Origin of the sequence: Polynucleobacter sp. AP-Reno-20A-A9 (assembly GCF_018882085.1) — a bacterium.
GTDB lineage: Bacteria > Pseudomonadota > Gammaproteobacteria > Burkholderiales > Burkholderiaceae > Polynucleobacter.
The window spans coordinates 37,836-50,822 of record NZ_JACVPB010000014.1 but is presented as its reverse complement, the minus strand read 5'-3'; the positions used below and the strand labels follow the sequence as shown (position 1 = coordinate 50,822).

The window sequence follows — 12,987 nt, the reverse complement described above, 5'->3', positions numbered from 1 at the left end:
CACACCTCGGTTTTTGCTCCGGTGTGTAAGCGGTGTGTAGTGAATTTATACCGCCTAATTCACCACTAACCTCTTGAATCAATTGAGGTCTTTACTACAAGACCCCTAGGGCTTCTTTCTTATGAGTCCTCTGCTCTAACCAACTGAGCTATAGGCCCTAAGCACTCATTGTAATTGAAGGGGCTCTTCAAATGATTGATTGGTATGCACTTGCTGAATTGTTGGTTTTTATTTAGATATACATTATTATATGTATATCTAAAGGAGATGAAAATCATGGTCGTATCAAAATGGGGGAACAGCCTTGCCATTCGTCTACCAGCTCAAGTGGTCGAATTTTTAGAGCTAAAAGAAGGAGACGACATTGAGGTTCATGTTGCGGATAAAAAGCATTTCCAAGTTAAGAAGAAACCTTCCTTGCAGGATAGGCTTCAAAGTTTGAGAAAATTTCGTGGTCGCATGCCCGCTGATTTTCACTTTGATAGATCTGAGTTGAATGAACGCTAAGAAGATATTTTTTGATACCAATACCCTACTTTATTTACTATCATCAGATACTAAAAAAGCAGACTGGATTACTAAAAATTTACAGCAATCGAACGTAATAAGCGTTCAGGTGCTTAATGAATTTACTTCTGCTAGCATTAGAAAAATAAAAATATCTAATAGTGAGCTGGATGAATTTTTAGATTTATTTACGTCTACATTCAACGTAAGATCGCTTGATATAGATACTTTTGAAACTGGATTGATGGTGTCCAGGCGATATGGATACCATCACTATGATTCAATGATTATTGCTGCGGCTTTGCAAGCAGGATGCGAAAAACTGTACTCAGAAGATATGCAGCACCGGCAAGTAATTGATAAGAGACTGCAGATCGTGAATCCTTTTTTATAAAGGACTCACGATATCGAAGTGCTAGACAATCAATCTTCCTCGAGGAAGGTCTTGAGTTTGTCGCTTCGGCTTGGATGACGCATTTTTCTCAGTGCCTTCGCTTCGATCTGACGGATGCGCTCACGAGTAACGTCGAACTGTTTGCCAACCTCTTCAAGAGTATGATCGGTGCTCATCTCAACACCAAAACGCATACGCAATACTTTTGCTTCGCGCGGTGTTAATGAATCAAGTACATCCTTGACTACGTCACGCATTGAGTCATGCAAAGCAGCTTCAGCCGGGGCTAATGTGTTGTTATCCTCAATGAAGTCACCCAAATTAGAGTCTGCATCATCGCCGATTGGAGTCTCCATAGAGATAGGCTCCTTAGCAATCTTCATGATTTTGCGAATCTTGTCTTCAGGAATCTCCATCTTCAGCGCCAAAGTTGCAGCATCTGGCTCATGACCAGTTTCTTGCAAGATCTGACGGCTGATACGGTTCATCTTGTTGATTGTCTCAATCATATGAACTGGAATACGGATCGTACGGGCTTGGTCAGCAATCGAACGAGTAATGGCCTGACGAATCCACCATGTTGCATAGGTAGAGAACTTATAGCCACGACGGTATTCAAACTTATCTACCGCCTTCATCAAACCGATATTACCTTCTTGAATCAGGTCCAAGAACTGCAAACCACGGTTGGTGTATTTCTTAGCAATCGAAATTACCAAACGTAAGTTGGCCACTGTCATCTCACGTTTTGCTTCGCGGGCACGCTTCTCGCCAGCGATCATTTGCTTGTTTACTTCTTTTAACTCTGGAAGTGGAATAACGACATTCTTCTGAATATCAATTAATTTCTGCTGCAATTCTTGAATTGCTGGAACGTTACGTTGCAAGAGCGCACTGTAAGGCTTGTTCTCTTTGAGCAGCTTTTCAGTCCAAGTCAAATTCATGGACATCTTAGGGAAGTCTTTTAATACTTCACCGCGATTGACGCCAACTTTGTCTACCAACAAGCTAACAATGCCACGCTCTAGCTTCCAAACCTGATCCACTTGTGAGCGCATGGTGTCGCATAACTTCTCAACACTCTTTGCTGTTAAGCGGAAACCAAGCAATTCAGCACGAATCCCGTCCTGCGCCTTGATGTAGGCTGGGCAGTTGTAGCCATCTTTATCGAAAGCACGACGCATCTTGTCAGCTTGTGTGCGTACGATCGAAAACTTCTCTAAAGAAATCTGCTTTAACTCTTCTAGTTGCTTGGCATTCGCAGTTGCAGCACCGCCACCACCGCCGCCGCCTTCGTCTTCACCGCCCTCTTCATCGCCTTCTTCGGCATCTGGGTCAATTTCTGGCTCTTCAGGTCCAAGCTTAATATCTTCTGCATTAGGATCAACCAAGCCATCAACAAACTGGTCAATCTCCATCTCGCCACTAGCAATCTTGTCTACGTTGCTTAGAATTTCAGCAATAGTGACAGGGCAAGCAGCCAAAGCCATCACCATATCTTTGAGGCCAGCTTCAATCTTCTTCGCAATCACGATCTCGCCTTCGCGAGTCAGCAAATCTACGGTACCCATCTCACGCATATACATACGTACTGGATCGGTTGTGCGACCAAACTCTGAATCCACAGTAGAAAGGGCTGCTTCAGCCTTTTCTTCAGCCTCTTCTTCGGAAGCTGCAGCTTCTGTGTTGTCAGAAAGGATTAAGGTTTCAGCATCGGGTGCTTGTTCGTAAACAGTAATGCCAATGTCATTGAGCAAGCTGATCAAAGTCTCTAATGCATCGGCATCAGACAACTCATCAGACATCACGTCATTCATCTCGCCATGGGTTAAGTAACCCTTGGACATACCCATCTTGATCAAAGTTTTTAAGCGAGCACGACGTAACTCTTGTTGCTCTTCGGTGCCTAACTGCTGTGCTGCGAATTCTTTTAAGAGCGCTTTTTCTTTAGCTTTACGCTCACGGGCTTTTTGACGATCCGTCAATACTGGCTCTGCATTTTCTGCAGGGGCATCCGCTTTCGCTTTACGGCCGCGCTTTTTTTCCTCATCGGCAGCTGGAACTTCTACTTCAGCAACCGTAGCTTTTTTACCTTTGGTTTCTTTAGCTTCTTTTACTTCCTTCACCACTTTAACTAGTTCAGGTTTAGATACAGGCGCAGCTTTACCTTTTTTTACTGGCTCAACTTTGACTTCTACCTTGGCTACTTTCGCAGGTGCTTTGGCAACTGGCTTGGCAGGTACCTTTGTTGGTACTTTTGCTGCTGGCTTAGCAGCAGCTTTTGTCGGTTTTGCTGGAGTCTTGGCTGGGGCCTTAGATGCAGGCTTTGCAGCAGCCTTTACTGGTTTAGCTGGAGCTTTCGCTTTTGGAGCCGGCTTAGTCGGCGCTTTAGCTTTAGGTGCTGGCTTAGCAGCAGCTTTTACTGGTTTAGCTGGAGCTTTCGCTTTTGGAGCCGGCTTTGCCGGAGTCTTCGCTTTAGCAACTGGTTTGGCCGCAGCCTTCACTGGCTTTGCGGGAGTTTTTGCTTTAGCCGCTGGTTTTGCAGCAGCTTTTACTGGCTTAGCTGGAGCTTTCGCTTTGGGAGCTGGTTTTTTGGTCTTGGTATTCGGCATTTATTAGCACTTATTCACATTACTGTTATTGATATCGACTGATGAAACACAGCCCCGTAGTAACTCACTTACCCACTTACCCCAAATTTCATCAAAATAAAGCGCAAGTGGCTGAATTAAATCGGTTTTTTCTTGGGAACAAAGGATTATAGTCGATTGCGACTTTTTTACCCCCACCCTACCTAAAAATATGGGGCAATTTCAGGGAATTTCTAGGGGTGTTTCAGTAAATTCTTAGGAGAATTTAAGCTTTTCGCCCAATTCACGATAACGGGCCTTGTCTTGCTCGGAGGCGGTACTTCCAGAGATCTTTTGGGCAATTTCAGTCATTTCTTGCTTGAGGTGGGTTAATTCGAGCTTTTTAAATGCGCCATCAAGATCCGCAGCCGCGCCCTCCAACTCCAAATCGGAGCCCATTACTCGATTTCTCAGAACTTCATACAAAGGCGCTAGCTCACTACGGGAGAGTTGATCTTGGAACATGGCAAATGCACCGGCGCCTGCGATCGCTGGCTTGTTACCCTCACCCGGAATCAACTCAACCAAGTCACACTGTGACAAAAGATCTTGCATCAAAGCATGGGCTTTTGAAGATCTTTGTTCTGCCGCCTTTAGTGCGAGTGCGCGTTTATTTGAATCCAAGGCTTTACCTAAATGCGGAAACTGAATGATGACTCGCAGCATTTGTTCGGCCAAATCCGTTGGTGCTTTAGGTGGTTCAATATTTTGAGTAGCCACTCGTTTTGCAGATCCCTTGGATGCTTGCCAAGGTGCGCCCTGCCGATTGCCATTACCAACATAAGTGTTTGTACCACTTTGATTGCCTTGACCACCTTGAGCTCTTGCTTGCATCGGCTGGTAAGTAGTTTGACGAACAGGTACAGGCGCTACCGTTAAACCACAAAATGCTTCGAGCTCTGCTGGGGTTGTATTGGTACGAATCGCTAACTCGCGCAAAATTTGTGTACGCAAGGCAATTGGAGGCATTGAAAGTAAAAGAGGTTTAGCAGCATGATGGGTATGGGCTCGACCTTCCGGGGTAGTTTGCTCATGACCTTCACTGACAACCCTAAAGAAGAAGCTAGAAATAGACATTGCCTCTTTAATCACTTTCTCAAAAGCAGGCGCCCCATAAGCACGAACATAGCTATCAGGGTCATGCTCTGTCGGCAAAAATAAGAAGCGAATTTCTTTATCGTCCGACATTAAAGGCAAACAAGCCTCAAGCGCACGTTGCGCAGCGCGTTGACCGGCGGAGTCACCATCAAATGAGAAAACCACTTTATCGGTTTGTCTGAGTAGCATGCGTACGTGGTTTGCAGTACAAGCGGTACCCAGTGTTGCAACTGCATTGGGGAATCCCAATTGCGCTAAGGCAACGACATCCATATAACCTTCACACACCAAAACATATTCTTGCGCACGAATCGCTTGTCTTGCTTCAAACAAGCCATAGAGCGTATTGCCTTTTGAGAACAATGGGGTCTCAGGAGAATTTAAATACTTTGGCTCGCCTTGATCTAGGATGCGCCCACCAAAGCCAATTGTTTGACCTTTGGGATTGCGAATGGGAAACATAATGCGATCACGGAAACGATCGTAGCGTTTAACAGGTTGACCGCCTTCCGCTTGCTCGCCCTGAATCAGCAAGCCACCTTCCACCAAGGTCTTCGCTATCTCATCATTAGAGTAGGCGCCAAACACCGCTTCTAAGCCCTGCCATCCGTCGGGCGCATAACCTAAGGCATAGCGCTTAGCAATCTCACCAGTAAGTCCGCGGCCTTTTAAATACTCAACTGCTCTTGTATTACCTTTGAGTTGTTGACGATACCAATCCGCAGCAGAACTCATGACCTCGCTCAATGCCATAGCTTGCTGCTGTCTTGCTACATCATTCGCAGTGCGCTCCTCACGAGGGACATCCAAACCTGCAGAACGCGCAAGATCTTCAATGGCATCTACATATCCAAGTCCAGAGTATTCCATCAAGAAACTAATAGCAGAGCCATGAGCGCCACAACCAAAGCAGTGATAAAACTGTTTAGTAGGAGATACCGAAAATGAGGGAGACTTCTCTGAATGAAAGGGGCACAAACCCTGAAAGTTCGCACCCGCTTTTTTTAACTTCACGTGCTGCCCAACCACATCAACGATATCAACCCGATTTAAAAGATCGGCAATGAAGGATTGTGGGATGAGTGCCATGTAGCCAGTATGAAAGGATTTTGCTTTCTTGGCTAGCTACTGAGTTTGCTTACTTCGCCAATGCGGCTTTTACCAAGCCAGAAACTTTACCCATATCAGCTTTGCCAGCCAATTGACCTTTAAGTACACCAATGACTTTACCCATATCCTGCGGGCCTGCAGCACCAGTAGAAGCAACGGCAGCAACTACTGCAGCTTGCACTTCAGCATCGGATAACTGCGCAGGTAAATACGTCTGCAAAATCACCATCTCAGCAGCTTCAATCGCAACCAAATCGTCACGATTCGCTTTTTCAAACTGAGAGATCGAATCTTTACGTTGCTTGATCATTTTTTCAACAGTAGCAATCACACCAGCATCGTCAACTACGATGCGCTCGTCCACTTCGCGTTGCTTGATGGCGGCCAACAAAAGACGAATCGTTCCTAGGCGCTCTACTTCCTTGGCGCGCATAGCGTTTTTCATATCTTCGGTAATTTGATCTTTTAGACTCATGGCTTAATTCCTGATGTTGAATATAAAACGTCGAACATTTAATAATGGTGATTAAAAAGCAAAAACCCGCTGCGTTTCACCGTCAGCGGGTTTCAAAGCCTCTCGGTGACGAGAGCTTTTAATTCTATTAGTAAAGCTTCTTAGGCAACATCTGGCTGCGAATACGCTTGTAATGGCGTTTAGCAGCTGCGGCCTTCTTACGCTTACGTTCAGCCGTTGGCTTCTCGTAGAACTCGCGTGCACGCAAGTCTGTCAAAAGGCCATTCTTTTCAATGGTGCGCTTAAAACGGCGCAATGCCACTTCAAATGGTTCGTTTTCGCGGAGGCGGACTGTAGTCATACTTATTTAACTCGTATATGCTCGATAGATATCGATAAATTAACTGAATTGCGATTCTAGCACGGCTAAGTAAAAAAATGATTGTTTTAGGAATAGAAACTTCTTGTGACGAGACCGGAGTGGCTTTATACAACACCACGCCTTGGGAAGAGGGTAAACCGGCCTTCCAGGGCATATTGGGCCAGGGCCTGCACTCTCAGATCGCCATGCACCGGGACTATGGGGGCGTTGTCCCAGAATTAGCCTCCCGCGACCATATTCGCCGTGTTTTACCCCTTTTGGACCAATCCTTAGCCCAATCTGGCCTCAAATTGGGCGATATTGATGCCGTGGCATATACCCAAGGGCCTGGACTGGCTGGGGCCCTCCTAGTAGGAAGCGCTTTTGCCAAATCTCTAGCCCAGGGTCTCAATTTACCTTCGATTGGGGTACATCATCTCGAAGGACACCTACTTTCCCCGCTTTTAGGTGAAACCGCTCCCGAATTTCCGTTTATTGCCCTATTGGTATCCGGAGGCCACACCCAGCTCATGAAAGTTTCTGGAATTGGTCAATATGAGCTGCTTGGAGAAACTTTAGATGACGCGGCCGGAGAAGCCTTCGATAAAACCGCCAAATTACTCGGCTTGGATTACCCCGGTGGCGCAGCCATTTCTAAATTAGCAGAGCAAGGTCGTCCTGGTATTTTTGATTTGCCAAAGCCAATGCTGCATTCAGGTGACTTAGATTTTTCTTTCTCAGGATTAAAGACAGCCGTTCTCAATCAAGTGAAAAAAATTGAGGAGAAAAAGATTGCTGATTCTTCAGAGGTCGCGCAATTTCACGCGGATCTTGCCAGAAGCTTTGTTGACTCTATCGTGGCGGTTCTAATCAGCAAGTCCGAGAAAGCGCTCAAGCAAACAGGCTGCAAACATTTAGTGCTTGCTGGTGGTGTTGGTGCTAATTTGCAACTACGCGCTGCGCTTAATGACAAAGCAAAACGTAATGGCTTTGAAGTGCATTACCCACCGCTTGAACTCTGCACTGATAACGGCGTGATGATTGCTTTTGCTGGAGCATTACGCATGATCGAAAAAAATAATGGCTCCACAAATTCTGGAGCCTTTGATATCAAACCCCGCTGGGATTTACAAAGCAATAATCTGAAATAGATTTATTGCTGGTTATTTCTGATGGCTGATTCTGGCGAATGCGCTGTGGTTGTGAATGGACTCAAAGTTCTCAGCCTCAACCACAAAAGAGTGAATACGCTCATCTGCCTTGAGATTGCCGGCTACATCACGAACTAAGTCTTCTACAAACTTCGGGTTGCTATAAGAATGTTCAGTCACCCACTTCTCATCAGGACGCTTCAGTAGTCCCCACAACTCGCTAGAAGCTTCGCTTTCAGCGGCGGTAACCAAATCTTCCACCGTCATCTGCGTTTTGGAATCTAACGCAACAGTCATAGTGACGTGTGAGCGTTGATTATGCGCACCAAACTCAGAAATCTCTTTTGAGCAAGGGCACAAACTCATCACTGGAACTTGTGCACGCAAACCCAATTCAATATCGGCACTGCCGGCTGGATTTTGCTTCGCTGTTGCCATCCAAGTGACTTCGTAATCCATCAAGCTTTCCACACCAGAAACCGGCGCCGCTTTTTTAACGAAGTGTGTGTAAGTAAATTGTACGTGGCCTTGTTTAGCATCCAACAAAGGTAACATCTCGCGCACTAAGGCGACAATAGTCGTGCTATCGACAGCCACATCTTGTTTTTGGAGCAGCGCCATGAATCGAGACATGTGCGTACCCTTTACATGCGCGGGTAATGCCACATCCATCTCAAAAGTTCCAACCGATGGAAAGTTTCCTGTTTTGCTGCGAATGGTCAGCGGATGGCGTACGCCACGAATACCCACTTGCTCAATTGGTAATGCGCGATCATCCAAAGTGGATTGCACATCCGGCATTACGCTGGCTTTCAGAAAGGCGGGGTTCATGTCATTCATTACTCTATTTTCAGGCAAAACGGGCTTATTTGCCTACCAGTACTGAATTTACAGTCAATATTGCTGGAAAACGCCGTTGGATGGAGTTGGCAATACCCTCTACGTCCAAGCCACACTTGGACATCAGAAGGCTGTAGTCGCCATGCTCGACAAATTGATCAGGAAGACCTAATTGCAGGAGGGGTTTATTAATACCGAGATTCGAGAGCGCTTCTAAACAAGCGCTACCAGCACCGCCAGCAATTGCTCCATCCTCAATCGTCACAAAATAATCATGATCAGCTGCTAAAGATTGGAGGAGATCGACATCGAGTGGCTTAACAAAGCGCATATTGGCCACGGTTGCATCAATAGCCTCCGCCACTTCAAGCGCAGGGTAAAGCAAGGTGCCAAAGGCCAATATCGCCACACGTTGACCAGAAGGGGCGGTGGATTTGCGACGAATCTCACCCTTACCAAATGGCAGAGTGCGCAATTCTTTAGATGGGATAGCGCCAATACCTGCACCACGCGGGTAGCGAACTGCGCTTGGGTGTGGCTGATGAAAGGCAGTAGTTAACAAGTCACGGCATTCAGACTCATCTGCCGGTGTCATCACCAGCATATTTGGAATGCAGCGCAAGAATGGAATGTCATAAGCACCTGCGTGGGTGGCGCCATCAGCACCAACGAGACCAGCGCGATCTAATGCAAACAACACCGGTAAGTCTTGTATCGCCACATCATGAATCAGTTGGTCATACGCGCGCTGCAAGAAAGTGGAGTAAATCGCCACCACTGGCTTCATACCTTCGCATGCCATGCCGGCTGCAAAAGTGACCGCGTGCTGTTCCGCAATACCGACATCGTAGTAACGCTTAGGGAAACTCTTCTCAAACTCAACTAGGCCGGAACCCTCTCGCATGGCTGGAGTAATGCCAACCAATAAAGGATCTGCGTGCGCCATATCACATAACCACTCACCAAATACTTGGGTAAATGTTTTCTTGCTAGCAGCTGATTTTTTAACGCCCTCTTCAGGATTAAATTTGCTAGGGCCGTGATACAGAACAGGATCAGCCTCAGCCAACTCATAGCCCTGACCTTTTTTGGTCACAACGTGCAAGAACTGAGGTCCGCGACCCTCTAAGGCTAAGCGGCGTACGTTCTGCAGCATCGGAATCAAAGCATCTAAATCATGGCCATCAATCGGACCGAAATAATTAAAGCCAAACTCTTGGAAGATCGTAGATGGAGAAACCATGCCTTTGGCATGATCTTCAAGACGCTTAGCAAACTCACGTAAGGGTGGAGCAATTGATAAAACACTATCAATGCCTTTTTTAGTTGCTGAATAAATATTGCCGCTGAGTAATCTAGCCAGATGGCGATTAAGAGCGCCCACAGCAGGCGAGATCGACATGTCGTTGTCATTCAAAATCACTACGAGTGGCAAGTCGTCATACACACCGGCATTGTTCATAGCTTCAAACGCCATCCCACCGGTCATAGCGCTATCGCCAATCACCGCTACAGCTACATGTCGCTCGCCTTTGGTCTGAAACGCGCGCGCCATACCCATCGCTGCAGAAATACTGGTTGATGAATGGCCGGTACCAAAAGCATCAAACTCACTTTCAGAGCGATGTGGAAAGCCTGATAGACCCTTGTGTTGACGCAAGGTACCCATACGTTCACGACGACCAGTCAAAATTTTATGCGGGTAACTTTGATGGCCAACATCCCAAACAATGCGATCGTCTGGAGTATCAAATACGTAGTGCAAAGCAATAGAGAGCTCTACTGTTCCCAAGTTAGACGATAGATGTCCGCCCGTCTTGGATACAGAATCCAAAACAAACTCGCGCAACTCATCAGCTAAAGCAGGTAGCTCTTCGCGAGAGAGTTTTTTGAGATCGTCTGGAGAGTTAATTGAATGTAAAGTCATTGAATCTAAATAATCTGTACTGATGAATTTCTCTTGTATTGATCTTGCATCTTCCTTACTTGCCGCGATTGACAACCAAGAGAGCTAAATCTTTTAATGCTTGTGCGGATGCACCAAAACCATCTAAGCTGGCGATTGCGATTTCTTGCAACTCTTTAGCCTGCTTCCGTGCATAGTCTAAACCCATCAAGGTCACATAGGTCGGCTTATTGGCAGCAGCATCCTTGCCAGCTGTCTTGCCTAAGGTTTGACTATCCGCAGTGGCATCCAGCACGTCATCCACAATCTGAAACGCCAATCCTAAGGACTTTGAATAATTTGCCAGATGCGTCATTTGCGCAGGATTCAGGTAGGCGGCAACACCACCCAATTCAACAGCGCATGACAACAAAGCACCCGTTTTCATAGCATGCATTTGTTTTAGGCCACTCAAGTCTAATTTCTTGCCGACGCTCTCTAAATCAATTGCCTGACCACCGGCCATGCCGCGTGAGCCAGAGGCAGCCGCTAAGGCAGAAATCATTTTGAGACGAACTTGAGCATCACAATTTGCATTGGCCAAGATTTCAAAGGCGCGGGTTTGCAATGCATCTCCAACTAGCAATGCTATTGCTTCATCAAAAGCTTTGTGGACTGTCGGACGACCGCGACGTAAATCATCATCATCCATGCATGGCAAATCATCATGCACTAGTGAGTAAGCATGAATACATTCAATTGCCACTGCTGCTGCATCTAATGAATCAGCTCCTGCTGCATCTACTTTATCGCCAAGTTGGCCTGCGGCATAAACCAATAAGGGGCGAATACGCTTGCCGCCACCTTGCGCTGCGTAACGCATGGCTTCATGCAAGCGATGCGGAATAGTTTGCGCAGAGTCAAGTAAGCGATCTAACGCCAGCTCTGTTCGCTCGGAGTGAGAAGTGATCCACTCCTGAAATTGAAAAGCAGCGCTCAATTAAGCCTCGAATACTCGAACCTGTTGCTCAACTTGAGCCAACATGCCTTGACAGTGTTTTAGCAAGGCTGCGCCACGTTGATAGGCTAACAAGGTTTCTTCTAGGGAAAATTTGCCAGATTCCATATCGGAAATGAGCTTTTCGAGCTCCTTAACGGCTTGCTCATAGCGCAAATCGGGGTCAATTTGCACCTCAAGACCGGGTTTTTGACTCTCTGACTTCTTGGCTGGCATAAGCTGGATTCCTTCGTATTTCCCACACGGATAGCCCTACATATTAAAGCGAGAAGCGGTTTGGATGGGTATAATCCACCCCTTCCTTTCCAATATCGATCCGTCGATGGTTGGATTGGTTATTCCGCTTAGCTTCGGCTGACGTTTTCGGGGGTGGGGAGAATGACTAATCTGGCTACCGCGCAGAAGCTTGCGCCGTCCAATCTGCAGTTGCCGGTTTCGGCATACTTTGACGCTGAGCTCTATCAGCGGGAAATTGAACTGCTTTTTAAGCAGGGCCCCGGCTATGTTGGTCATGAACTAATGGTGCCTGAAATGGGCACCTATCAAACTTTAAGCGCAGAAAACGAAGGTCGCATCCTCGTTCGCAACGAATCTGGCGTAGAACTACTCTCCAATGTCTGCCGTCATCGTCAAGCTTTGATGCTCAATGGTCGCGGCAAAGCTGACAATATTGTTTGCCCATTACATCGCTGGACTTATGACTTAGGCGGCAATTTATTGGGCGCCCCTCACTTTGAAGATAAGCCTTGTTTAAATCTCGGCAAATCCCCACTACAAAATTGGCAAGGCTTGTTATTTGAAGGTCCACGAGATGTGCGCACCGATCTTGCCAAACTGGGTGTTGCTGATGATCTCAAGTTTGATGGTTACGTTCTAGATCATGTTGAAGTACATGAGTGCAATTACAACTGGAAAACATTCATCGAGGTCTATCTCGAGGATTATCACGTTGTGCCATTTCATCCTGGTCTAGGTAAGTTTGTTTCTTGCGAAGATCTGCATTGGGAATTCGGCGACTGGCATAGCGTTCAAACTGTTGGCATTCATAAAGATTTACAAACTCCAGGCTCATCAACCTATCGCAACTGGCATGAGGCAGTCCTACGCCAATTTGACGGTAAAGCCCCGCGCCACGGGGCTATCTGGCTCACCTACTACCCGAATGTCATGGTGGAGTGGTATCCAGGCGTTCTATGTGTATCAACACTGCACCCAATGGGGCCCGGTAAAACACGCAATATCGTCGAGTTCTACTATCCAGAAGAAATTGCCTTGTTTGAGCGTGAATTTGTGGAAGCTGAGCGTGCTGCTTACATGGAAACTTGCATCGAAGATGATGAAATTGCTGAGCGTATGGATCAAGGCCGAGCAGCCCTACTTGCCCGCGGCGTAAATGAAGTAGGACCATATCAAAGCCCTATGGAAGATGGTATGCAGCATTTTCATGAGTGGTATCGCCGCGTCATGAACTTCGAAGGCGCATAATCAAAACAAGTCTTACGGTTTTATTAATATCCCCTATTAATAACCCTCATCACT

General features: G+C 46.5%; 12 protein-coding genes. 4 read left to right on the top strand and 8 right to left on the bottom strand.

The annotated features are described in order from the left end of the window. The first annotated feature begins 276 nt into the window (after positions 1-276). Both ICN39_RS10140 and ICN39_RS10135 read left to right on the top strand, forming a co-directional pair. Positions 277-507 (top strand): AbrB/MazE/SpoVT family DNA-binding domain-containing protein, encoded by a 231-nt coding sequence (locus ICN39_RS10140; RefSeq protein ID WP_072582921.1) that lies wholly within the window; start codon positions 277-279, stop codon positions 505-507. Further along, complete coding sequence (locus ICN39_RS10135; RefSeq protein WP_216233905.1) at positions 497-901, top strand: PIN domain-containing protein; 405 nt, start codon at positions 497-499, stop codon at positions 899-901. The genes ICN39_RS10140 and ICN39_RS10135 overlap by 11 nt, the downstream gene beginning before the upstream one ends. 29 nt (positions 902-930) lie before the next feature. On the opposite strand, the gene rpoD is transcribed toward ICN39_RS10135, so the two are convergent. From rpoD to rpsU, 4 genes are all read right to left on the bottom strand, one after another. Then, positions 931-3,513: an RNA polymerase sigma factor RpoD gene (gene rpoD / locus ICN39_RS10130; protein ID WP_216233904.1), complete on the bottom strand. Its 2,583-nt coding sequence runs from the start codon at positions 3,511-3,513 to the stop codon at positions 931-933. A 234-nt stretch (positions 3,514-3,747) separates the two neighbouring features. Further along, the gene (gene dnaG / locus ICN39_RS10125; protein WP_216233903.1) at positions 3,748-5,718 is read right to left on the bottom strand and encodes a DNA primase; all 1,971 of its coding nucleotides are present in this window, start codon (positions 5,716-5,718) and stop codon (positions 3,748-3,750) included. Between the two features lie 49 nt (positions 5,719-5,767). After that, complete coding sequence (locus ICN39_RS10120) at positions 5,768-6,214, bottom strand: GatB/YqeY domain-containing protein (RefSeq protein ID WP_216233902.1); 447 nt, start codon at positions 6,212-6,214, stop codon at positions 5,768-5,770. Between the two features lie 127 nt (positions 6,215-6,341). Beyond that, positions 6,342-6,554, bottom strand: a complete 213-nt coding sequence (gene rpsU / locus ICN39_RS10115) for a 30S ribosomal protein S21 (RefSeq protein ID WP_011903537.1) — start codon at positions 6,552-6,554, stop codon at positions 6,342-6,344. 77 nt (positions 6,555-6,631) lie between these two features. Here rpsU and tsaD point away from each other — a divergent pair, with 77 nt between their 5' ends. Further along, positions 6,632-7,705: a tRNA (adenosine(37)-N6)-threonylcarbamoyltransferase complex transferase subunit TsaD gene (gene tsaD, locus ICN39_RS10110; RefSeq protein WP_216233901.1), complete on the top strand. Its 1,074-nt coding sequence runs from the start codon at positions 6,632-6,634 to the stop codon at positions 7,703-7,705. A 12-nt stretch (positions 7,706-7,717) separates the two neighbouring features. On the opposite strand, the gene folE2 is transcribed toward tsaD, so the two are convergent. The 4 genes from folE2 to xseB are packed head-to-tail and all read right to left on the bottom strand — an operon-like array spanning position 7,718 to position 11,664. Further along, complete coding sequence (gene folE2, locus ICN39_RS10105; RefSeq protein ID WP_216233900.1) at positions 7,718-8,545, bottom strand: GTP cyclohydrolase FolE2; 828 nt, start codon at positions 8,543-8,545, stop codon at positions 7,718-7,720. A 25-nt stretch (positions 8,546-8,570) separates the two neighbouring features. Then, entirely contained in the window at positions 8,571-10,472 is a 1,902-nt protein-coding gene (gene dxs / locus ICN39_RS10100; protein WP_216233899.1) for a 1-deoxy-D-xylulose-5-phosphate synthase, read from the bottom strand. 55 nt (positions 10,473-10,527) lie between these two features. Beyond that, positions 10,528-11,430 carry a polyprenyl synthetase family protein gene (locus ICN39_RS10095; protein WP_216233898.1) on the bottom strand — a complete coding sequence of 301 codons (903 nt, stop codon included), beginning with the start codon at positions 11,428-11,430 and terminating at the stop codon, positions 10,528-10,530. Further along, complete coding sequence (gene xseB, locus ICN39_RS10090) at positions 11,431-11,664, bottom strand: exodeoxyribonuclease VII small subunit (protein ID WP_072582862.1); 234 nt, start codon at positions 11,662-11,664, stop codon at positions 11,431-11,433. Positions 11,665-11,826: 162 nt separating this feature from the next. Between xseB and ICN39_RS10085 the strand changes: the two genes are divergently transcribed. Further along, positions 11,827-12,933, top strand: coding sequence for an SRPBCC family protein (locus tag ICN39_RS10085; protein WP_216233897.1), 1,107 nt, complete (start codon positions 11,827-11,829; stop codon positions 12,931-12,933). Positions 12,934-12,987: the final 54 nt, after the last annotated feature.